The organism is Mesorhizobium sp. M4B.F.Ca.ET.143.01.1.1 (assembly GCF_004792275.1).
GTDB lineage: Bacteria > Pseudomonadota > Alphaproteobacteria > Rhizobiales > Rhizobiaceae > Mesorhizobium > Mesorhizobium abyssinicae.
The window spans coordinates 62,699-85,283 of sequence record NZ_SRSR01000017.1 but is presented as its reverse complement, the minus strand read 5'-3'; the positions used below and the strand labels follow the sequence as shown (position 1 = coordinate 85,283).

The 22,585-nt window shown below is 65.8% G+C and carries 18 protein-coding genes; 10 read left to right on the top strand and 8 right to left on the bottom strand.

What is annotated here, in order from left to right:
• Positions 1-75: 75 nt before the first annotated feature.
• Positions 76-624: a histidine phosphatase family protein gene (locus tag EN786_RS29685; protein WP_127311155.1), complete on the bottom strand. Its 549-nt coding sequence runs from the start codon at positions 622-624 to the stop codon at positions 76-78.
• An 84-nt stretch (positions 625-708) separates the two neighbouring features.
• Positions 709-3,720: a caspase family protein gene (locus tag EN786_RS29680; protein ID WP_127287114.1), complete on the bottom strand. Its 3,012-nt coding sequence runs from the start codon at positions 3,718-3,720 to the stop codon at positions 709-711.
• A gap of 144 nt (positions 3,721-3,864) precedes the next feature.
• Here EN786_RS29680 and EN786_RS29675 point away from each other — a divergent pair, with 144 nt between their 5' ends.
• The 3 genes from EN786_RS29675 (at position 3,865) to EN786_RS29665 (ending at position 7,573) form a co-directional block, all read left to right on the top strand.
• Complete coding sequence (locus EN786_RS29675) at positions 3,865-4,815, top strand: AEC family transporter (protein WP_127309897.1); 951 nt, start codon at positions 3,865-3,867, stop codon at positions 4,813-4,815.
• A 173-nt stretch (positions 4,816-4,988) separates the two neighbouring features.
• A complete protein-coding gene (locus EN786_RS29670) occupies positions 4,989-6,446 on the top strand; it encodes an NAD-dependent succinate-semialdehyde dehydrogenase (protein WP_127287045.1) in 1,458 nt (485 codons plus the stop codon).
• A 98-nt stretch (positions 6,447-6,544) separates the two neighbouring features.
• Positions 6,545-7,573: an aldose epimerase family protein gene (locus EN786_RS29665; RefSeq protein ID WP_127287046.1), complete on the top strand. Its 1,029-nt coding sequence runs from the start codon at positions 6,545-6,547 to the stop codon at positions 7,571-7,573.
• Positions 7,574-7,741: 168 nt separating this feature from the next.
• On the opposite strand, the gene EN786_RS29660 is transcribed toward EN786_RS29665, so the two are convergent.
• Positions 7,742-8,662: a sugar kinase gene (locus tag EN786_RS29660; protein ID WP_127309898.1), complete on the bottom strand. Its 921-nt coding sequence runs from the start codon at positions 8,660-8,662 to the stop codon at positions 7,742-7,744.
• 208 nt (positions 8,663-8,870) lie between these two features.
• On the opposite strand from EN786_RS29660, the gene EN786_RS29655 reads away from it, so the two are divergent.
• Entirely contained in the window at positions 8,871-9,314 is a 444-nt protein-coding gene (locus tag EN786_RS29655) for a FixH family protein (protein ID WP_127285677.1), read from the top strand.
• Between the two features lie 7 nt (positions 9,315-9,321).
• Entirely contained in the window at positions 9,322-10,530 is a 1,209-nt protein-coding gene (locus tag EN786_RS29650; RefSeq protein ID WP_127285678.1) for a cytochrome c peroxidase, read from the top strand.
• 1 nt (position 10,531) lies between these two features.
• Here EN786_RS29650 and EN786_RS29645 read toward each other — a convergent pair whose 3' ends face one another.
• A complete protein-coding gene (locus tag EN786_RS29645) occupies positions 10,532-10,984 on the bottom strand; it encodes an Lrp/AsnC ligand binding domain-containing protein (protein WP_127285682.1) in 453 nt (150 codons plus the stop codon).
• 163 nt (positions 10,985-11,147) lie between these two features.
• On the opposite strand from EN786_RS29645, the gene putA reads away from it, so the two are divergent.
• A complete protein-coding gene (gene putA / locus EN786_RS29640) occupies positions 11,148-14,759 on the top strand; it encodes a bifunctional proline dehydrogenase/L-glutamate gamma-semialdehyde dehydrogenase PutA (RefSeq protein WP_135909181.1) in 3,612 nt (1,203 codons plus the stop codon).
• A 175-nt stretch (positions 14,760-14,934) separates the two neighbouring features.
• On the opposite strand, the gene EN786_RS29635 is transcribed toward putA, so the two are convergent.
• The 4 genes from EN786_RS29635 to EN786_RS29620 all read right to left on the bottom strand — a co-directional run bounded on the left by EN786_RS29635 (position 14,935) and on the right by EN786_RS29620 (position 18,982).
• Positions 14,935-15,249 carry an antibiotic biosynthesis monooxygenase gene (locus tag EN786_RS29635; RefSeq protein ID WP_127285680.1) on the bottom strand — a complete coding sequence of 105 codons (315 nt, stop codon included), beginning with the start codon at positions 15,247-15,249 and terminating at the stop codon, positions 14,935-14,937.
• 44 nt (positions 15,250-15,293) lie between these two features.
• Positions 15,294-16,295, bottom strand: coding sequence for an energy transducer TonB (locus tag EN786_RS29630; RefSeq protein ID WP_245478231.1), 1,002 nt, complete (start codon positions 16,293-16,295; stop codon positions 15,294-15,296).
• A gap of 102 nt (positions 16,296-16,397) precedes the next feature.
• Positions 16,398-16,838 (bottom strand): hypothetical protein, encoded by a 441-nt coding sequence (locus EN786_RS29625; protein WP_127285681.1) that lies wholly within the window; start codon positions 16,836-16,838, stop codon positions 16,398-16,400.
• Positions 16,839-16,843: 5 nt separating this feature from the next.
• Entirely contained in the window at positions 16,844-18,982 is a 2,139-nt protein-coding gene (locus EN786_RS29620) for a TonB-dependent hemoglobin/transferrin/lactoferrin family receptor (RefSeq protein WP_245478232.1), read from the bottom strand.
• Positions 18,983-19,262: 280 nt separating this feature from the next.
• Here EN786_RS29620 and hemP point away from each other — a divergent pair, with 280 nt between their 5' ends.
• The 4 genes from hemP to EN786_RS29600 are packed head-to-tail and all read left to right on the top strand — an operon-like array spanning position 19,263 to position 22,579.
• A complete protein-coding gene (gene hemP, locus EN786_RS29615) occupies positions 19,263-19,469 on the top strand; it encodes a hemin uptake protein HemP (RefSeq protein WP_127285965.1) in 207 nt (68 codons plus the stop codon).
• Positions 19,470-19,505: 36 nt separating this feature from the next.
• Complete coding sequence (locus EN786_RS29610; RefSeq protein ID WP_127285964.1) at positions 19,506-20,567, top strand: hemin-degrading factor; 1,062 nt, start codon at positions 19,506-19,508, stop codon at positions 20,565-20,567.
• A gap of 12 nt (positions 20,568-20,579) precedes the next feature.
• On the top strand, positions 20,580-21,476 hold the full coding sequence (locus tag EN786_RS29605; protein WP_127285963.1) for a hemin ABC transporter substrate-binding protein: 897 nt from the start codon (positions 20,580-20,582) through the stop codon (positions 21,474-21,476).
• A 2-nt stretch (positions 21,477-21,478) separates the two neighbouring features.
• A complete protein-coding gene (locus EN786_RS29600) occupies positions 21,479-22,579 on the top strand; it encodes an iron ABC transporter permease (RefSeq protein WP_127285962.1) in 1,101 nt (366 codons plus the stop codon).
• The last annotated feature ends 6 nt before the right edge of the window (positions 22,580-22,585 follow it).

Below are 22,585 nucleotides of genomic sequence, written 5' to 3'. Positions count from 1 at the left end.
GCGGCTTTGCGGCTTCTTTCGGCAGTGGCATTTCGGCAACAGTTGCAACCATCGCCTGTATCAGGCTCGCGCCCGTCAGAAAGTGACGCGGCCAAGCACCCTTAGGCCGTCGCCCTGTGGCTCGACCACCACCGCTTCGCCTTCGCGCGGCGCGACGCCGGTCAGCGCCATGATGTTCTCCAGATGGGTGACCAGCACCAGATTGTCGGAACCGGAATAGCCGCGAATCTCCTTGAGCGTCGCCTCAAGCTGTGCGGCCTTCTCGGCGGGATCGGTCTTCAGGAGGTCGAGCGGCGCGAAAGGCTCGGGCTCGGCCTCGAAGGCGATGCGGGCGGTGTCGAGGCAGCGGCAGTAGCGGCTGGAGAGCACGCGCTCGATGGGTGCTGCGCGGGCGGCGAACAGGGCGCCGATCCGGCTCGCCTGCTGCTGGCCGCGCGCCGACAAATTGAGCTGGGTCGGGCATTTGGCGATGTCGAAATTGGCCGGATCGGCAGCGCCGGTGACCATGGCATGGCGCAAAAGCACGATATGGCCGCCGTCGCGCAGCAGCGCCCAGCCGGCATCCGTCGCATGCGCCGTGGCAGAAGCGAGGAGCAGCATCAGCGCCAGGAGAAATCGAACCATCAGCCATCCTTCTTGCATCCACCGGCAGCGACGGCGGTGAGCGCCATATAGGGACCGCAAAGCCGGCTGAAAGACAAGCTCGGGCTATTTCTTCGCCAGTTGCTGCTTCACCAGCTCGATCTTCTTGTCGGTGAGCGGGATCGGGATGGTGTAGCCGGCTTCGACAAAACCCTCCTTGGCATTTTCGAAGAACTCGATCGCTTTCAAATAATCGGCGTCGCCTCCGCCCTGGCTGGCGCGGTTCCAATAGACATCGCCGAGGTTGTTCTGCGCGAAGGCCCACTGCAGCGGCTGGCTGTCGCGGGTGAACACTTTGAGCGTCGCCTGGAAGGCCGCTTCGGCCTCGTCCAGATATTTGCCGCTGCGTTCGAGCGTGCCGAGATTAAGCAGGCTCATGCCGATGCCGTTCTGGGCGTTCGCCCAATCGACGGGTGCCGCTTCCAAGGTCAGCACCTCGAGCGCGGCCCGGCGCGCGGCGACCGACTCGGCCAGGGACGTGGTATCGCCTTCGGCCATGCTCAGCCAATGCAGCGCCGAGCCGAGGCCGGCCTGGGCCAGCGCCCATTGCCGCGGCGTCGTCTCGCGCTTGTATTCTCGCAACGCGTCCCGATAGGCCGTCACCGCATCCTTGTAGTGTTCCGGCTTGTCGGACAGGCCGCCGAGCAATTGCAGCGTGTTGCCGAGATTGTAGGCGGTCATCGCCCAGTCGAGCGGAAAGGCGCGCCTGGTGTAGATGCGCCGCGCCGCCCGGAAGGCGGCAACCGACTGCTCCAGTCTCGCCGGATCGCGGGCGCGCTGGCCGAGCGTCTGGTAGACCGAGCCGAGATTGTTCTGGGTGGAAGCCCAGTCCATCGGGAAACGCTTGCGGGTGAAGACAGTCAGCGCATCGCCATAGGCCGTCGCCGCTTCTTCGAGCTCGCCGGTGCCGAGATCGAAGCGGGCGGCGCTGCTCAGCGCGTTGCCGAGATTGAGCCGGCTGGTCGCCCAGGAAACCGGGAAGGTCTCGCGCGTGCGGATCTCGAGCGCGGCGCGGAAGGCCGCGGCCGCCTCGGTGATCTTCGCCTGATCGTTGAGCTGCGTGCCCAGCGACACCAGCGTGTTGCCGAGATTGTTCTCAACCATTGCCCACTGCACCGGCGCCTTCTCGCGCGTGTACTCCTGCAGCGCCAGCCGATAGGCGGCCTCGGCGTCAACAAGGCGCTCGCCGCCGGGCTCGCGTTCCGAGAGCGCGTAAAGCGCCAGGCCGAGATTGTTCTGCGAGGCGGCCCAGTCGAGCGGAACCTTGTCGCGCGGCCGCTTTTCCAGCGTCGCGCGCATGGCGGCAACCGCCTCGTTCACGCGCTTGGGGTCGCTCTCCCGTTCGCCGATCTTCAACAGGACATTGGCGAGATTGTTCTGGGCTGCGGCCCAGTTGAGGTCGTCCTTCTCGCGCTCGAAGACGACCAGCGAGTCCCGGAAGATCCGTGCCGCTTCATCGAGCCTGGCCGTGTCGGTTTCGCGCTCGCCAATGGTCTGCAGCACCACCGCCATGTTGTTGCGGGTGATCGCCCAGTCGCGGTTCTGTTGGCCATTGGGAATAAAGCCGAGGATGACCTGATAGGCATCGATCGCCTGCTCGAGCGCCTTCCTGTCGCCGGTGGCATCGCCATGCGCGTTCAGCGCCTCGGCCTCCTGGTTCTTGTAATTCCAGCGCAGCTTGTCGTCCCACTTCTCGACCAGCGAGAACGCCTTGCCGTAGTCACTGGCGGCGGCGCTGTAGTCGAAGACCAGCGCCGAGGCATCGGCTCGCCTGGCATAGATGGCGGCATCGGCAAGGCGCTTCTGCCGGACCAGTTCCTCCGCCTGGTCGACGGCGCCGCGGGTCTGCTCGACCCGGCTCACCGCTTCGTCGAGGAACTTGTGCGCGGTGACTATCGCGCCCTGGCCGATCGCCTTGTCGGCCGAGGCTACGAGGCGCTTGATCTCGGGGTCGTCGGTGCTGAGCGCGTCGCGCTCTGACAGCATCTTCTTCAGCCGCTCGGCCTGGGCATCGAGGAGCTTTTCCAGGTCCGTTGGGTCCTCGGGTATCTTCTCCGTGCCCAGTGCCCTGAGCACGCCATAGAGCGCGTCGAGCGGCACGCCGTCCTGCTGCGAAGCCAGTTCCACTTGCGAGCGCTTCGGATCGGGCAGGTCGGCGATGGTCAAAAGCAGCTGCCGCCGCTCGCCGGTGATCAGCCCGTCATCGCCGGCCGGCTCCGGCGGCGCGACGCCGAAATAGAGCAGCCGGCGCAGGCTTTCGTTGACCCATGGCCGTTGCCTGGCCTTGGTGTCGAGATAGACCTCCTCGGTCACCATGCGCATGACCGAGCCGAATTCGGTGCCCTTCATCGCGGCGAGGTGGCGCAGAAGCGCCGCCGCATAGGGACTGTTCTCGCCGGCGGCGCCATCGAGCGCCGGGCGTCCGGGCTCGGCGGCGAAGCCGACCACGGTTCCGAGGTTTTCCGTCGCCGGCGCGCTGCCGAGCGCCTTGGCGCCGCGCACCGGTTCCAGTCCGCCGGCGCCGATCGGCGAGGCCGAGGCGGTCGGCGCGCGGCGCAACTCCGCGTCAGGCGGAAACGGATTGGTGCGGCAGGCATCGAGCAGCATGATCGTCACCGGCACCGTCTTCTTCAGCTCCTCCATGACGGCGGAGATCGGCACCAGGGCGTTGTCGGCATCCTTCAGCGAGGACATATCGGCATCGACCGGGACCAGGTAGTTCTCGCCGCCGGCCTCGATGCCGTGGCCGGAATAATAGATGAAGGCGACATCGGCGCCCTCGGCGTCCTCGACGAAGCGCTCGAGGTCGCGCTTCAGTTTCGCGGCATCGCGATCGGTGGCGCTGCGGGCATCGAAGCCGAGATCGGTCAGCATCTTGGCCATGTCGCGGGCGTCGTTGGCCGGGTTTGGCAGGGTGGCGATGTGCTCGTAGGCCGATTGGCCGACGATGAGAGCGACGCCCTTGAGGTTCTCCGCGCCGTTGGCCAGCGTCGCGACGAGACAGAGCAAGCCGGTGACGAAAACCGTCAGCCACGCCCTTGCCGAAAGGTGATGGTTCGGGGTTTTGAGCAAACCCATTCGCCGCGTATCCCCCTGACGATCCCAAGCCTCTATAACGCTGCCAGCCGACCTTGATCAATTCGGGCGGGGGCAGGAAGCGGGGTGGGCCTTCCTCGGCCGGCGCGATTGCGTTGCAAACGGGGCTCGCCTATCACGGGAAAAATGTCTCCGCTCACCGAAACCGTCCTCTTCGTCTTCAGCCTCGTCGCGCTCGGCTACCTTGCCGGCTTCACCGGCTATCTGAAGCCGGCGAGCGGCGAGGGCATCTCCGAATTCGCCATCAACGTGGCGATGCCGCTGCTTCTGTTCCAAACGATGGTGAAGTCCGACTTCCACGGCGTGGCGCCGTGGTCGCTGTGGGGCGCCTATTTTACGGCAGTGGCCATCACCTGGGCGGTGGGGCATCTCGTCACCACGCGGGTCTTCGGCAGGGATTCGCGCACGGGCATCGTCGGCGGCGTGTCGTCTGGCTATTCCAACATCGTCCTGCTCGGCGCGCCCTTCATCCTCGGCATATTCGGACCGAGCGGCTTCGAGGTCCTGTCGCTGCTGGTCTCCGTCCACCTGCCGGTCACGATGATGGCCTCGATCGTCCTGTTCGAGATGTTCGGCCGCGGCGCCGGCGAGCCCGCGCATCCGCTGCGCGTCGTCACCAGCTTCCTCAGGCGGCTGTTCCTCAATCCGCTGATCATCGGCATACTCGCCGGACTTGCCTTCCGCCTGAGCGGCGCGCCGCTGCCGGAGCTCGTCTCGCGTGTGGTCGATGCTCTGGCGAATACCGCCGGGCCGGTGGCGCTGTTCGCCATGGGGCTCAGCCTGCGCCGCTTCGGCATCTCCGGCAACATCCGGCCGGCGCTGGCGCTGTCGGCGCTGAAACTGTTCCTGATGCCGGGGCTGGTGCTTGGCCTGGTCTGGCTGCTTGGCCTGCCGCCGCTGACGGCCAAGGTAGCGGTGGTGGCGGCGGCGCTACCCTCGGGCATCAATTCCTACCTGATCGCCGTCCAGTTCAACACCGGCCAGGCGCTGGCGTCGAACCAGATAACCATCGCGACGGCGAGCGCGGTGGTGACCACGTCCTTCTGGCTGACGGTGGTTCTCCACGTCTTCGGATAGGGGAGCGGCCGCGCGGCCAACTCTCGCCTTTGCTGGTCCAACCCCTATATGCCATCTTGCGATTGCTTGCCGGCCTTTCCCTAGGTAAGAGCAATGCGCCAGCGTGCGGCCACAGCACGCCCAACGAATATCCAGAAAAACGGCCGATCAGCGCGCCGAACGGAGGCCAGACCATGCTTCAGAAAACCAGCCATTTCATGCGCCAGGCCAATCTCATCAATGGCGAATGGGTGCAGGCCGACAGCGGCCAGACGGTCGACGTCAACAACCCCGCCACGGGCTTGAAGATCGGCACCGTGCCGAAGGCCGGCAAGGCCGAGACGCGCCGCGCCATCGAGGCCGCCGAGGAAGCCTTCAAGTCCTGGCGCAAGACCACCGCGCTCGAGCGCTCGAAGCTCTTGCGCAAGCTGCACGACGCCATGATGGACAATCAGGACGTGCTCGCCGAGCTGTTGACCATCGAGCAGGGCAAGTCGCTGTTTGAATCGAAGGGCGAGATCGGCTCGGCCGCCGCCTACATCCTTTGGTTCGCCGAGGAGGGCCGCCGCACGTATGGCGACATCGTGCCGTCGCCCTGGGGCGACCGCCGCATCCTGGTGACCAAGGAGGCCGTCGGCGTCATCGCCGCCATCACGCCCTGGAATTTCCCGTCCTCGATGCTCGCCCGCAAGCTCGGGCCGGCGCTGGCCGCCGGCTGCACCGCCGTGGTCAAGCCAGCCTCGCAGACGCCGTATTCCGGCCTCGCCTGGGGCGCGCTCGCCGAGGAAGTCGGCTTCCCCAAGGGCGTCATCAACATCCTGACCGGTTCGGCGGCCGAGATCGGCGACGAGATCTGCGCCAATCCGCTGGTCAAGAAGATCACCTTCACCGGCTCGACCGAGATCGGTAAACTTCTCATCCAGAAGTCGTCGGTGACGGTCAAGAAAGTGTCGATGGAGCTCGGCGGCAATGCGCCGTTCATCGTCTTCGACGACGCCGACATCGACCGCGCCGTGGCCGGCGCCATCACCGCCAAATATCGCAATTCCGGCCAGACCTGCGTCTGCACCAACCGCTTCCTGGTGCAGGCCGGCGTCTACGACAAGTTCGTCGAGAAGCTGGTCGTCGCCAGCAACAATCTGAAGGTCGGGTCCGGCCTCGAAGAGGGCGTGCAGCAGGGACCGCTGATCGACGACAAGGCGGTCGAGAAGGTCGAGGAGCTGATCGCCGACGCGACGTCGAAGGGCGGCAAGGTTGTGGCCGGCGGCAAGCGGCACGCGCTTGGCGGCTCGTTCTTCCAGCCGACGGTGATCGCCGATGCGACGCCGAAGATGCGCTTCATGAAGGAGGAGATCTTCGGCCCGGTCGCTCCGGTGTTCAAGTTCGACACCGAGGAAGAGGCGATCGCGCTCGCCAACGACACCGAATTCGGCCTCGCCTGCTATTTCTACACCGGCGATCTCGGCCGCGCCTTCCGGGTCATGGAAGGGCTGAAATACGGCATGGTCGGCGTCAATGAGGGCCTGATCACCACGCCGGAAGCGCCCTTCGGCGGCGTCAAGGAATCCGGCCTCGGCAAGGAAGGCGGACATCAGGGCATCGAGGACTATCTCGACACCAAATATGTCTGCATCGGCGGCCTCGGCCTCTGACAACCAAGCGGAAGGGCAGGCGCAAAGCCTGCCTTTCTTGTATTGCAAACCCGGCCGGGACCGGCCGGGTCTATAGATCAACGAACTGACTTTCGGGCATGACGATGAAGGACGGCGAGGTCTTCGGCACGACACAGGCGGGCGAACCCGTGCGCCGTTTCACCATTCGTGGCGGCGGCCTCTCCGCCAACATCATCGGGCTTGGCGCGATCATCCAGGACCTGCGGCTCGCCGGCCACGACGCGCCGCTGGTGCTGGGCTACGACCGTTTTGAGCCGTATGAGACGGACCGCGCCTTCTTCGGCGCCGTCGTCGGCCGCTTTGCCAACCGCATTGGCGACGGCCGTTTCACCATCGCGGGCAAGCGCTATCAGACGGAACGAAACTTCCTCGACAAGCACACTCTGCATGGCGGCTCGGAAGGCTATTTCCACCGGCCGTGGACGGTCTCGCTGCATGGCCGGGATTTCGTCACGCTGACCTTGCATGACCCGGACGGCACGATGGGCTTTCCCGGCGCGCTCGACGTGACCTGCACCTACCGGCTCAAGATCCCCGGCACGCTCAGCGTCGAACTGACCGCCACGACCTCCGAGGAGCCGACGCTGTGCAATCTCGCGCAGCACTCCTATTTCAACCTCGACGACGGCGGCGCCGGCGATATCCTCGACCATCGGCTGATGCTGAACGCCGGCGCCTACACGCCGGTCGACGGCGAGATGATCCCGACAGGCGTGGTCAAGCCGGTCGACGGCACACCTTTCGACTTCCGCCAGGCGCGTCCGTTGCGCATGGAGAGCGAGGGCGAGCAGCTTCCCTACGATCTCAATTTCTGCCTGGCCTCGGCTCGCGGGCCGTTGCGGCAGGCTGCCTGGGCGCAAGGCGCTTCATCGGGCGTCGAAATGGAGGTCTGGACCACCGAGCCCGGCCTGCAGCTCTATACCGGCCAGTACCTGCAGCCGTCATCGGCAGGCTTGGACGGGCGCCAGTACAAGGCCTTTTCGGGTCTCTGCCTGGAGGCGCAGGTCTGGCCGGACGCGCCGAACCGGCCCTATTTCCCGCAGGCCACGTTGTGGCCGGGGCAGATCTATCATCAGGCCACCGAGTACCGGTTCCGACTGCCTTGAAGGTGCATTGATATTCAGGTGAAGCCGGCCTTGCGAACGCTGGTTTCTGCGCTTCCGGTGCTCACGTACTGAAGTACGCTCCGCTCCGGTTCTCGAAAACCACCGTTTTGGTCGCTTCGCGCAGTCTTCGACTCCGACTCGGCCTACCTGAATCTCAATACACCTTAGCTAGTTGCCGAACGCCGCTCTCAGCGTTTCAAATGGCGCCAGCGCGCCGCGCACCTGCACGACCGCGGCGGCGACGCGGTGCGCACGCTCGGCTGCCTCAGCCGGGCCATGGCCGGCCAGCCGAGCTGCGAGATAGCCGCCGTTGAAGGAATCGCCGGCGCCGGTGGTATCGACCGGGGTGGCGACATGCACGGCCGGTATCGGCTTGCGGGCGCCGTCGACGGCGATCAGCGCCGCGTCCTCGCCATTCTTGACGACGATTTCGCCGACCAATCGGCCAAGCCGGTCGGCAGTCGCCTGCGGCGTCGCGTCGCCAAACAGCATCTGCTCGTCGGGAAAGGTTGGCAGCGCGATATCGGTTACAGCCAACGCTTCGGTGGTTGCCGCCTGCGCCTCCTCGCGGCTGCGCCACAGCCGCGGCCGGTAGTTGGGATCGAAGGCGACGCGCGAACCAGCCGCGCGCGCCTTGGCCACCGCCTTCAGCAACGTCTGGCGTCCGGCGTCCTCCAGGATTCCCAAAGTGATTCCGGAAAAATAGACAAGCGCCTGGTTTTCAAGGTTTTTGGCCAATGCGTCCGGATCCGAAGCCAGTTGCCTGGCGGCGGCGTCGGCGCGCCAGTAGGTGAAGGCGCGTTCGGCGCCGGTCAGCGTGATGGCGTAAAGGCCTGGCCGGGCGCCTGGAATGACAGGGCTTTGGCCAATGCCGATGCCGTTTTCGGCGAAGAAGGCGATCTGCCCTTGCGAGAACGGGTCGTCGCCGAAGGCCGAGACATAAGTCGCCGGCCGCTCGCCGCTCAGCGCATGCAGCGCCCACAGCATGTTGAACGTGTCGCCGGCAAAGCCCATGCGCCAGTTCGGTCCCGCCTGGCCCGACAGTTCGAGCATGCACTCGCCGATCGAGGCGACGCCATTTGCAGCCATCTACCTGTCTCCCGGTGCATGTCGCGCAAAAGTGTCTAGCGTTTTGGGGATGACGACATGCACAAACCAACGAGGTGCTGCTGTAGCTTTTTGCGATGGGCAACGCCATGCTTGGCGGCTGCGGTTTTTTGCGTCAGAAGCGGTTTCCCACAGTCGCGGCGGGATGCGATGCGCCCGCTGGAACGTTGTCTTTGGAGAAGGAACCGGTTTGGCATCCCTATGGCGCTATCTTCTCGCGGGTCTTGGTCTGGCCGCCTTGCTGGCTGGCGTTCTTGCGATCGTGTACCTGACCGCTCCGCAAACGACGCCGGGCCCCGACACGTCGCGCTCGAAGACGACGGCAAACGGGCTGTTCGTCGCCAGTTTCCAGCCGGAGCGGGGCGGGGTCCGGCAAGGCGAATTGCAGTCCTGGCTGCTGACGCTGAAGACAGTCAAGGGCGATCCGGTGGAGGGAGCGGCGATTGCCGTTTCCGGCGGCATGCCGCAGCACAATCACGGCCTGCCGACCAGCCCGCAGGCGACCGACTATCTGGGCGAAGGGCGCTATCGCATCGATGGGCTGAAATTCACGATGAGCGGCTGGTGGCAGCTGCGCTTTGCCATTTCCGCGGCGGCCGGGTCCGATACGGTCGTCTTCAACATCGTGCTGTGAGCGGTCGATGAGGCGCCTCCTGCTGGTCCTGCCTCTCGTCGCACTGGTCGCCATGGCGTTGCTTGCCGGCTGCGGCAAGCCGCAGTTTTCCGATGCCGAGAAGAAAGTCATCGCATCGCTGGCGCTGAACACGCTGCCGCCGCTGAAGCCCGACACCACCAATCGCTTCGCCGAGGTGCCAGCGGCCGCGGCCCTGGGCTCGACGCTGTTCTTCGACCAGGGCATGAGCCGCGACGGCAACGTGTCCTGTTCGACCTGCCACAAGATCGACCGCCAGTTCCAGGACGACCTGCCGCAAGCGGTCGGCATCGGCCGCACCAACCGGCGCACAATGCCGCTGGCCGGCGTGGCGCGCGATCCCTGGTTCTTCTGGGACGGGCGGCGCGACAGCCTGTGGGCGCAGGCGTTGACGCCGCTCGAAAACCCGCTCGAGCATGGCGGAAACCGCGCCGCCTTCGCGCATTACATCAAGAAACGCTTCGGCGAGCGCTACGAGCGCATCTTCGGGCCGCTGCCCGATCTCTCCACCGTGCCCGCCAATGCCAGCCCGCTCGGCACAGATGCCGAGAAGGCGGCCTGGGCCGCCATGCCCGTCAGCCAGGCCGAGGACGTCAACCGCGTCTTTGCCAATATCGGCAAGGCGATCGGCGCTTTCGAGCGGTCGATCGAGCCGCCGCAGACGCGCTTCGACCGTTTCGCCATCGATCTGGCATCGGGCGCCGAGCCACAGGGGGACGACGCCTTGTCGCCCGAGGAGATGCTTGGGCTGAAACTGTTCATCGGCAAGGCCAATTGCGTGACCTGCCACAATGGCCCGCGTTTCACCGACAACTCTTTCCACAACACCGGCGTGCCGCCGGTCAAGGACCTGCCGCCGGATCGCGGCCGCATCGATGCCGTAGTGCAGGTCGAGGCCGACCCGTTCAACTGCTTAGGCAAGTTCCGCGACGGCGACGACAACGCGTGCCGTGAGCTGCGCTTCATGGTGAAGGGCGGGCCGGACCTGGTGCGCGCCTACAAGACGCCGTCGCTCCGAGGTGCGGCTGCCCGCGCGCCCTACATGCATGCCGGGCAGTTTTCGTCGCTCGAAGAGGTGGTCGAGCACTATTCGAAGGCGCCGGCGAGCGTCGAAGGTGTTTCTGAGGTCCACCCGGTCGAGCTTTCAGACCGCGAGCGCGCGGCGCTGGTGGCGTTCCTGAAGACGCTGTCGGAATGAGCTAGCGGTCCTTGACCGTCTCCATCGCCACGAAGGTGGAAGTCTGGGCAACATGGGGGAGAGCCGAAATGCGCTCGCCCAGCACCCGGCGATAGGCGGCGATGTCGGTGGTGCGGACCTTCAACAGATAGTCGAAGCTCGACGCCATCATATGGCATTGCTCGATCTCGGGGACTGCCTGCACGGATCGATTGAAGGCGTCGAGCGCGGCCGAGCGGGTGTCCGACAATTTCACCTGGACGAACGCGACGTGGCCTTCTCCCATGCGCTCGCGATCGATGATCGCCTGGTAACCCCTGATGTAACCATCCTTCTCCAGGCGCTTGACGCGCGCCTGCACCGGCGTCTTCGACAGGCCGACCTTGCCGGCCAGCTCAGACATGGAAAGCCGCCCGTCGCGCGCCAGCGCCGACAGGATGTTGCGGTCGATGCGGTCCAATTGGTCTTCTGTCATCAAATTGGCAGTCGAGTTGGCGAGAATATTGCGCAAATCATAGTCCAATCGAAACGGCATGTCGATTTCTTTGGACCGACTGAAAACGGCAATTGTGCTAGCTTGCGCCATTCGGTCCGGTGACCGCCGGCCCGCTCCCTCAAGCTCGCTCGATAGGACAGCCATGCCCGCGCTCGATGCCATCCGCCAGCAGATCCGCGCCAACTATTTGCCCGACGAAGACGCCGCGGTGAAGCGGCTCGCCGATGGAGCGGGGCTTTCGGCGGATGACCGCAAGGCGATCTCGGCCCGCGCGGCCGATCTGGTGCGCGCGGTGCGCGGCTCGACCGATCCGAGGCTGATGGAGGTTTTCCTCTCCGCCTACGGCCTGTCGACCAAGGAAGGTGTCGCGCTGATGTGCCTTGCCGAGGCGCTGCTGCGCGTGCCCGACACCGAGACGATGGACGATCTCATCGCCGACAAGATCGCGCCGCACGACTGGTCCGCGCATTCGGGCGGCTCGAGCTCGATCTTCGTCAATGCCTCGACCTGGGCGCTGATGCTGACCGGGCGCGTGCTGGACGAGGGCGAGGGCGGCATCGAGGGCACGCTGCGGGCCATGGTGCGCCGGCTGGGCGAACCCGTGATCCGCAAGGCGGTGGCAGCCGCCATGCGCGAAATGGGCGAGCAGTTCGTGCTCGGCCGCACCATCGCCGAGGCCGTCGAGCGCGGCCGGCCGATGACGCAAAAGGGCTATCTCTATTCCTTCGACATGCTGGGCGAGGCGGCCCGCACCGAGGCCGACGCGCTGCGCTACCACAAGGCCTATGCCGACGCGATCTCCTCACTCGATTCCGGTTCCAACGGGCCGGACATCCGCAACAACCACGGCATTTCGGTCAAGCTTTCGGCGCTGCATCCGCGCTACGAAGTGGCGCAGAAGGAGACGATGCTGCCGGTGATGGCCGAGCGCCTGCTGTCGCTGGCGCTGGCGGCGCGGCATTCGCGCATGGGGCTCAACATCGACGCCGAGGAGGCGGATCGCCTCGATCTGTCGCTCGACGTCATCGAGCGCGTGCTGGCCGAGCCGGAGCTTGCCGGCTGGAACGGTTTCGGCGTGGTGGTGCAAGCGTATGGGCCACGCGCGGCCTTCGTCATCGACTGGCTCTACCATCTGGCCAAAAAGTACGACCGCACCATCATGGTGCGGCTGGTCAAGGGCGCCTATTGGGACACCGAGATCAAGCGGGCGCAGACGCTGGGGCTCGCCGGCTATCCGGTCTTCACCCGCAAGGTCAACACTGACGTCTCCTACATGGCCTGCGCGAAGAAGCTGCTGTCGATGACCGACCGCATCTATCCGCAGTTCGCCACCCACAACGCCCATACGGTTGCCGCCATCCTGTCGATGGCCAAGGATCGCGATTCCTTCGAGTTCCAGCGCCTGCACGGCATGGGCGAGGCGCTGCACGAGACGGTGCGCCAGGCCGAAGGCGCGCGCTGCCGCATCTATGCGCCGGTCGGCGCCCATTCCGACCTGCTCGCCTATCTGGTGCGCCGTCTGCTGGAAAACGGCGCCAACTCGTCCTTCGTGCACCAGCTCACCGACGAGGAGGTCGAGCCGGAAGACATCGCCCGCGACCCGCTGGAAACGGTCGAGACGCAGGGGCCCGCCGCCAATCCGGCGATCGCCCGTCCCGCCGGGATCTTCGGCGCCGGCCGCCGCAATTCCAGGGGCGTCGACATCACAGATCCGGTGACGCTGGCGGCGATCGACAAGGCCAAGGCCGAGTTCGCCGGATCGAACCGCTGGCACGCCAAGCCGATCACGCGCGCCGCCGGCTACGGCAAGGAACGCCCGGTGGTCAATCCGGCGAAGCCCGACGAGGTTGTCGGCACCATCCACGAGGCGGCCGCCAAGCAGGTCGCCACTGCCGTGCGCATCGCCGTCGAAGCGCAGCCGGCCTGGGCCAAACGCCCGGTCGCCGAGCGCGCGGCGATCCTGAACCGCGCCGCCGACCTCTATGAGGCCAACGCGGCCGAGTTCTTTGCGCTCGCCACCCGCGAGGCCGGCAAGTCGCTGGCCGACGGCGTCGCCGAGGTGCGCGAGGCGGTCGATTTCCTGCGCTACTACGCCGCCGAGGCCGCCAATGCGGAAACGGGCACCGAGGCGCGCGGCGCGATCGTCTGCATCTCGCCGTGGAATTTCCCCCTCGCCATCTTCACCGGCCAGATCGCGGCAGCCCTCGTCACCGGCAATTCGGTCATAGCCAAGCCGGCAGAACAGACGCCGCTGATCGCCTTCCGCGCCGTCGAGATGCTGCGCGAGGCGGGCGTGCCGGAAGACATTATCCAGCTTCTGCCCGGCGACGGTCCCTCGGTCGGGGCGCCGCTGACGGCCGACCCGCGCATTGCCGGTGTCTGCTTCACCGGCTCGACCGAGGTCGCCAAGCTGATCGAGAAGCAACTGGCCGAGACCGCCGCACCCGACGCCATGCTGATCGCCGAGACCGGCGGGCTCAACGCCATGATCGTCGATTCCACCGCGCTGCCCGAGCAGGCGGTGCGCGACATCCTCGCCTCCGCCTTCCAGAGCGCCGGCCAGCGCTGCTCGGCGCTGCGCGTGCTCTACGTGCAGAAGGACGTCGAGAAGAAGATGCTGGAGATGCTGAAGGGCGCGATGGAGGCGCTCCACCTCGGCGATCCCTGGCTGATCTCGACCGATGTCGGCCCGGTCATCGATGACGAGGCGCAAGCGTCGATCCGCGACTATTGCACCAAGATGGGCCTGCAGGGCCGGCTGATTGCCAAGCTCGAGGCGCCGAAGAGCGGCCGCTTCGTCGCGCCGCATGTCTTCCGCGTCAAGGGCATCGAGGAGATGGAGCGCGAGGTGTTCGGCCCGGTGCTGCATGTCGCCAGCTTCGACGCCGACGAGATCGACACCGTCATCGCCGCCATCAACCGCAAGGGCTATGGCCTGACCTTCGGCCTGCACACGCGCATCGAAGGCCGCGTCCAGCATTTCGTCGACGGCATCCATGCCGGCAACATCTATGTCAACCGCAACCAGATCGGTGCCGTGGTCGGGTCGCAGCCGTTCGGCGGCGAGGGGCTTTCGGGCACGGGACCGAAGGCCGGCGGGCCGCATTACCTGCGGCGCTTCCGTAAGGGGCCGGAGGCGGGCACGCATGTCGCCGAGGGCCACAAGGTGACGGCAACCGAACTTGCCGACAATCTGCCCGATCCGACGCTCGGCGGCTGGTCGACGCGGCCCGACCGCGTGGCAATCCTGCGGAAGCATCTGCGCGGCAAGGGCGCGGCGGCCATCGGCGCGGCGGCAAGTATCGATTTTGGTCAGGTCGATCTGCCAGGCCCGACGGGGGAGGCCAACACGCTGTCGTTGGCGCCGCGCGGTCGCGTGCTTTGCCTTGGACCGGATACCGACACGCTGCTGGCGCAGGCGATCCAGGCGCTCGCCGCCGGCAACGCCGTGCTCGCGGTGGCGCCGGGCGCGCCGGCGGCGCTGTCGGCGCTGACCGGCAAGGGCCTGCCGATCGCGGCCATAGACGGAAGGCCCGACCCGGTCGAGGCGCGCGCGCTGCGGGTCGACGTCGTCGCCTTCTCCGGCACGCCGGAGGCGGCACGCGTCGTGCGCAAGGTCATCGCCGAGCGCGCCGGCCCGATCGTGCCGTTGGTCAGCGAGGTGCTCAACCCGGCGGCCTACGCGCATGAGCGCGCCGTCTGCGTCGACACCACGGCGGCGGGCGGAAACGCCAGCCTGCTGGCTGCTGCCTAGGGTGTGTTGATATTCAGGTGAGGCCGGCCTGCAAATGGCGGCTTCCTGCGCCTCCGGTGCTCACGTGCTTCAAGTACGCTCCGCTCCGGTTGTCGGAAGCCACCATTTTCAACTCGGCCTGACCTGAATCTCGACACACCCTTACCGTCAACCGAGATTGACCGCGCGCCAGCGGCTACGCCCCCTCGACAACCGAGAACCCTTCGAACTGGGGATGACCGAGATAGTGAACCTTCGAGGTGCCGGCGTTGCGATGGGCGGCGCGGAAGTTTTCCGACTTCGTCCAGGCGACGAAATCCTCGTGGCTGGCCCAAACCGTGTGCGAGGCGAACAGCGTGTAGCCCTCGTTCTCGTTGACCGGACCGCGCAGCAGGTGGAATTCCCTGAAGCCTTTCATGTCGGAGAGGCTGGAATCGCGGTTCTTCCAGACATCCTCGAAGGCGTCTTCCGAGCCGTTCTGGACCTTGAAGCGGTTCATGGCGATGTACATTGGCTATTCCTTTGGCGATGTATGGTGGGTGGTTTCGAAGCCGATCAGTACGGACCGATTGGGGCTCTGAACCGCCAGCTCGAAATTCCGATCTCCGGCGGAATGGGAGGGAAGGGTGACTGCTGGCGCACCAGGTTCAACGCGAACTGATCGAGTTCGCGTGAACCTGAACTTTTGGCGAGCTCAAGGTCCGTGACGCGGCCATTCGCCAACACCACAAAGCTCACCGTGGCATTGTTGAGAGCCTTGGCCTGCGCCGACTTTGAAACAAGACGATTGGCTTTCGCCAGCTTGCTGGCGATCTCGCCACTGTAGCGCGATCTCGCCGCTTCGCCGTTCGCTGCCTTGGCCTTGCCCTTGCTGGCGATCGACGCCTTGATCTCTTGCCCGTCCGCCGTGCCGCGCGCGTCGGCCATCTTGCTTACAGCGCCCGAACCGTCGGCAGGGCTCGGCCTCGGGGTCGGGACGGGCGGCTGCCCGGAAAAAGCCGGTTCAGGCTCGGAGCTTTCGTCCTGGATCGCGGAAGTCACCGGCTGCTCATCCGCCTGCGCCGGGCTGTGAAGGTTGTCTCGCGGCGTTCCGGCGATCAAAATGTCAGGTGCCGGGTCTGGCTTTTCGACGGTTTCCTTCGCAGGTGCTGGCGCTGCCGACTCTCGTTGTGCCTGGGGAGCCGGAGTTGGCGCCGGCTTCACTGCCGGCGTCGTCGGTGGTTTCGGGGTTGGCACCAGCGCGACGTTGACCGCGCCCGGCATTTGTCCATCCGAGGCGCTGCCGACGACGTTGGCGCCTGATTGATCGGCGCCCTCCGCCTGCATGGCGTCCTGAAAACTAAGGGTTGTCGCCGGCGCAATCATCAAGGCCGCCGCCAGCGCCGCATGAAGGGTGCCGGACGCGCCGATCGTCGCGATCCAATTGAGGTTCCTTTCCGGCGGCCGCGCGCCCGCAAGCGGCTCGCCTGGTGTTGCCGTCAACTCGCTGCTGAGGTCGGAAATTTCACTGATGTCCTGCATGGCGCGGTACGGAAGCTGCCGCGACCAGTCCGGCATTGTCAAATCAAGATCGCTTGCCGCGAGCGGCGCGAAGCCGATGCCGGCCGAGGCCAGGCAAGGGCGTCTCGCGCGAGTGACGGCTCTATTCCCACCGTTGCATCAGACTCCGAAAGCGATGCCGGTCTTGGTCGAGGTCTTCAGGCCGCGCATGCAGCCGGCCGGCTTGACGCCAGCGCCGGCGCATTCGGCCGCGCTGTTGATCAGCACGCGGCTGACCTTGGCGCAGTCGGTGCCGGCAAGATCGAAGCGCGTCACCTTGGTCTTGCCCGCTGGCAGGTCCTTGAAGTCAAGCACGGTCAAGCGGTCGACGACGCCGGCCTCGTTGAACAGAGCGATCTCGAAGGCGGCCTTCGACAGGTCGGCGCCGAGCGCGTTGTTGACCACGAAAGTCAGCCGGCAGCCCTTATCGGAGGGCTGCGCGGCATTAAGCTCGAGGCTGAGTTGAGGGGCCGGTGCGGACTGGGCCCACGCCGGCGCCGCCGCAAGCGACATCGCCAGCGTCGAGGCCAGCAGACGAAGCGATGCCGTCAAGCTTGTCATGGTCGTCAGCCCCCAAAGCGCATGGTCGCCCCCAGCTTCAGCGTGATGCCGGGTTCGTAGAGGACAGCCGTCGTGCCGCCGTTCAGCGGGTTGGTGTATTTGACGTCGAACAGGTTGTCGGCGCGGAAGTCGACCTTGAGATTGTCGGTCGCCTGGTAGCTGGCGAAGGCGTTGACCAGCGTATAGTCCTTGGCCACGGAGTTGCCCTTGGGCTTGCCGTTGTACTGCACCTCGCCGCCGACGGTCAGCTTGTCTTCGAGGAAGCGAAGGCCGAGCTGCGCGGTGACCTGGGAGGAGGGGATGGTGGCAAGGTCGGCACGCACGCCCTTGTAGGAAATCGTGTGGCCGTCGATGACAGAGGCCGAGAGCCCGGCATAACCCCAACCGGCGTCGTAGACGCTTTCCAGCTCGAAGCCGTTGATTTTGGCCTTGGCGAAGTTCTGGTACTGGAAGCAGATCGGGATGCCCGGGCCGAACGGGCAGCCGCTGGTCGGGTCGAATGCCGACAGCACGACGCCGTCAATGTAGTCGTCGACATTGTTGTTGAAATAGGCGGCCTTGAGCCGCAGCGCGTCGCCGGCTTCGAAGATGTCGTTCTGCTTGAAGTTGACGCCGAATTCGACCGTCTTGCCGGTTTCGGGCCGCAGGTTGGGGTTGGGCAGGAACGGGAAGCTGACGCCGGCCGGATGGTTGCCGCTGATCAGCGTCTCCGTCAGCGAGGGCGAGCGGTAGCCTTCGGCGTAGGTGCCATAGAACTGCAGGCCAGACAGGCTGGCGCTTTCGAAGGGCGAGACGCCGACGGTGATGCGCGGCGACAGCCTGTCGCCGGATGTCTCGTTATCCGAATCCTTCAGCCTGTAGCTGTCGTAACGCAGGCCGGTGATCACCTCGAGCCACTCCCAGGTCAGTTTGTCCTGGATGTAGGCGCCGGAGACGTTGCGCTTGCCGGACGGCGTGTAGAAGCTGTCGCCGCCGGCGGTACCGCCCGTCTCGACATTGTCGCCGACCCAGTCGCCGCCATAGGTCAGCTCGTGCGCGACGCCGGCGGTCTCGAAGCGCGACGTGTTCCAGATATCGATGCCGGTTGTGCCGACATCGAAGGTCGAGGTCGACCCCGCAGGCAACACGACGGGAAGACCGGTTTCCGGATCGAACCGGTTTTGCGCGACAAGGCTGGTCAGATCGAGGTTGGTCTTGTTGTAGGAGGCGTTGATGTGGAGATCGAGCCAGCTCCTGGAGTCGTCGGTGATGTTGTAGCGGGCTGTAAAAGTGTTCGACTTCAGGTCGACATCGTTGGCCGGCACGCCGCTGCTGGTCTCCGTCCAGCCGTCGCTGGAGCCGACCCAGCCGAGTTTCAACTCGCTGTTCTCGGTCGGGCGGATCGTGGTCTTGAGCAGGCCGCTCAGCACGTCGAAGCCGGTGCCGCCGACAGTGTCGCCGCCGCCATTCTTGTAGTCGTCATAGTCGCGGTAGACGATGTTGCCGAGCACATCCCAGTTCTCGCTGAAGCGGTAGGCGCCGGTGGCGCTGGTGGTCCAGCCCTTGCCGTTGCTTTCATAACGGCCGGTGAGCGCGCTAGCCCAGCTTTCCTCCGGCTTGAGGAAATCCTCGGCATCCTTGGTGTCGAAGAAGACGACGCCGCCGATGGCGCCGGAGCCATAGGTGTTGGCGACCGGACCGCGGATCACGTCGACGGATTTGATGAGTTCAGGGTCGACGTAGAAGGTCGACTGCGTGCCATGATCGGAGCGCTGGAAATCCTGCCTGGCGCCGTCGATGATGACCGCGACGCGGCCGAAATCCTGCAGGCCGCGGATGTTGATGCTGGAGCTGACGCGGCGCGCGTCGGCCTGCACGGTCACCCCCGGCACGCCGAGCAGCATCTCGTTCGGCGTCGTCGCCATGCGGCGGTCGAGCTGCTCGCGGTCGACATGGCTGGCCGAGGCGAGCGACTGGATCGCCGTCTCGCCGGTGCGGCTGAGCACCAGGATCTTGTCGAGCAGCGTCGCCTCGGCCGGCTTCGTCTCTTCCGTCTTCTTTGCAGGATCGGCCTGCTGGTCGCTTGCAGCCTGGGCTGTCTGCTGCGCGCTTGCCGGCGGAGTCAGGATCGCGATCGCCGCCGCGCCGGCCAGAAGCGCGGCCATTCCCCTTGCCATAGACCGTTGCGCCGAGCCCGCGTTCTCATCCGCCAGACCCAGCCTTTGCCAATTCGCCAACCCCATGCCCCAACTCCAGATTACAGGTTCGCTGCTGGCTGGCCCGAGGGCTCGCTGGCATTTTTCATCACATCCGGCGCGTTAAATGTTGACTCATTTACTCCGGTATTGCACTGGTATAAAACATGATTATTCGAGTCAAGAAATGAATCGGCATTTTATGCAGACGTCCGGCCAGGTGGCCGGCACAGGGAAAGGACCGACCCAGATGAACACGCACAACGCAAACGATTTCCGCTATCGCGTCCGTCGTTCCGAAGACGTTGCCACCCGTTTCGACAGCGTTCCGCTGGCGGTGAGGACGCTCTCCAGCAACACGCTTTTCCAAGGCGAGCACGAGATCGGCATCGAGCACCATGGCGCGCTCTATCGGTTGAAGATCACCCGCCAGGGCAAGCTGATCCTCAACAAGTGAGCAGCAACCGACGACAGGCTGAAGGCAGGGGCAGACATGGACCAGCGCGTGAAACCCACACCGCATGAAATCCGGCGGGCGCGGGAAGACAATCCGAAAGCGCGCGAGCGCGACCTTGCCGCCGAGCTCGGCATCTCGGAAGCTGAGCTCGTCGCGGCCCATAGCGGGCAGGGCGTCGTGCGGGTCGAGCCGCGCGTCAACGATTTGCTGACCGGCCTCGAAGCTGTCGGCGAGGTGATGGCGCTGACCCGCAACGAGAGCGCCGTTCACGAGAAGATCGGCGTCTACGACAAGGTCGTCACCGGCAATCACAACGCCATGGTGCTCGGCGAGAACATCGACCTGCGCATCTTCCCGAAAGTCTGGGCGCATGGCTTTGCCGTCGAGAAGCGCGACGGCGGCGACATCCGCCGCAGCCTGCAGTTCTTCGATGCTTCGGGCGAGGCGGTGCACAAGGTGCATCTGAGGCCCGCCTCGAACCTCTACGCCTACCAGAAGCTGGTGGCGGAACTGGAATCGTCGAACCAGGAGCCGATCGTTTCCGTGTCGGCAAGCGCGAGCGAGGAGGAGCCGGAAGTCGAGGGGCAGGCGGCCAGCATCGACGACCTGCGCGACCGGTGGAGCAGGCTCACCGACGTGCATCAGTTCTTCGGCATGCTGAAGACGCTGAAGCTCAGCCGCCGCCAGGCGGTGCGCATGGTCGGCCAGGATTATGCCTGGCTGCTCGACAAGGATGCCGTAGCCGCCATGTTCCATCACGCCGCCGAAGGCGCGATGCCGATCATGTGCTTCGTCGGAAACCGCGGCTGCATCCAGATCCATTCCGGTCCGATCAAGGCGGTCAAGCCGATGGGGCCGTGGATCAACGTGCTGGACGAGACGTTCCACCTGCACTTCAGGAACGACCACATCCATGAGGTCTGGGCCGTGCGCAAGCCGACCAAGGACGGCCATGTCACCTCGCTCGAAGCCTATGGCGCCGACGGCAAGATGATCATCCAGTTCTTCGGCAAGCGCCACGAAGGCGAGGGCGAGCGCGACGACTGGCGGTTCCTCGCCGAGAACCTGCCGCGCATCCCAAGCCCGACCGCTGCCTGAGGAGGATGAACCATGGTTTCCTTCCCCAGTCTGTCGCGACCGAACCTTGCTCCGGCAATCGGACTTTCGCTTCTTCTTGCCGTCCTGCCGGTTCGAGCCGAGGAAGCCGCGACCGTCTTCGCCGACACGTCGAAGATCGTCGCCATCGGCGGCTCGATCACCGAGATCGTCTACGCGCTCGGCGAAGAGGACCACCTCGTCGCGCGCGACTCGACCAGCCGCTATCCGGAAGCCGCACTCAAGCTGCCGGACGTCGGCTATATGCGCCAGCTGTCGCCGGAAGGCGTGCTGTCGGTCAATCCGTCGGGGATATTGGCCCTGCACGGCAGCGGCCCGAAGGAAGCGGTCGACGTTCTGAGGAAGTCGAGCGTTCCCTTCATCGAGCTGCCCGAGCACTACACCCATGACGGAATCCTCGAAAAAATCCGCCTCGTCGGCAAGGCGCTCGGCGTCGATGCCAAGGCGGACAGGCTGGCGGCCAAGGTCGACGCCGGACTGAAGGCCGCCGAGAAGCAGACGGCCTCGATCAAGGAGCGCAAACGCATCCTGTTCGTGCTGTCGACACAGGGCGGCAAGATCCTTGCCGCCGGCAGCGACACCGCCGCCGACGGCATCGTCAGGCTGGCCGGCGGCGTCAACGCGGTCGAGCGCTTCTCCGGCTACAAACAGCTGTCGGACGAGGCGATCGTCACCGCCAAGCCGGACGTCATCCTGATGATGGACAATGCCGGACCGGCGGTGTCCGACGACGAGCTGTTCTCGAATCCGTCGATTGCCTCGACGCCGGCCGGCCTCGCCCGCAAGGTCATCCGCATGGATGGCGGCTATCTGCTCGGCTTCGGACCGCGCACGGCAGAAGCCATCCACGACCTTGCCGTTTCGCTCTATGGCGGCCAGGTCACGGACTGATCATGGCGGGTCAATCGATCGCCGGCGCGGCGGGCAGGATGACGGTGGCCGAGGGCGACCGTTCGGCGCGCGCTCGTCTCGTCATACTCTCTCTGTGCCTGGCGCTTGCCGTCTCGGTGCTGCTGTCGCTGACATCGGGCGCCTCCGACGCCTCGGCCGTCGGCGTCGTTCGTGACTGGCTCACCGGTGCGGTGCCCGGCGACGCGGTATTGAGCGCCCGCGACCGGCTGATCGTCTACGACATCCGCTTGCCGCGCGCCCTGCTCGGCGTGCTGATCGGCGCCGCACTCGCCGTGTCGGGGGCGGTGATGCAGGGATTGTTCCGCAATCCGCTCGCCGACCCCGGCCTGATCGGCGTCTCGGCCGGTTCCAGCCTTGGCGCCGTCGCCGTCATCGTGCTTGGCTCGACGTGGCTGGCGCCGCTCACCTCGGCCCTCGGCACGCTGGCGCTGCCGCTGGCGGCCTTCACTGGCGGGCTGGCGGTGACGCTGCTGCTCTATCGCGTTGCGACCAGGCATGGCCGCACCTCGGTCGCCACCATGCTGCTCGCCGGCCTTGCGCTCGCTGCGCTTGCCATGGCGCTGACCGGGATCCTGATCTTCATGGCCGACGATCGGCAGTTGCGCGACCTGACCTTCTGGCAGCTCGGCTCGCTCGCCGGCGCGACCTGGCAGAAGATCGGCTCCGTCGGGCCGGTCATCGTTCTGGCCCTCTCGGCGATGCCGTTCCTGGCGCGCGGCCTCAACGCGCTGGCGCTGGGCGAAGCGACGGCGGGCCATTTGGGCATTCCGGTGCAGCGGCTGAAATACACGGCGATCGTCGGTGTCTCGGCGGCGGTTGGTGCCTCCGTCGCCGTCAGCGGCGGCATCGGCTTCGTCGGCATCGTCGTACCGCATCTGCTGCGCCTGCTGATCGGCCCGGACAACCGCTATCTGCTGCCGGCGTCGGCCTTGCTCGGCGGCTCGCTCTTGCTGCTGGCCGATGCGGTCGCCCGCACCATCGTCGCGCCCGCCGAACTGCCGATCGGCATCGTTACGGCGGTCGCCGGCGCGCCGTTCTTCCTGTGGATCCTGCTGCGCAAGCGCGGCGTGATCGACCTGTGAGGCTGG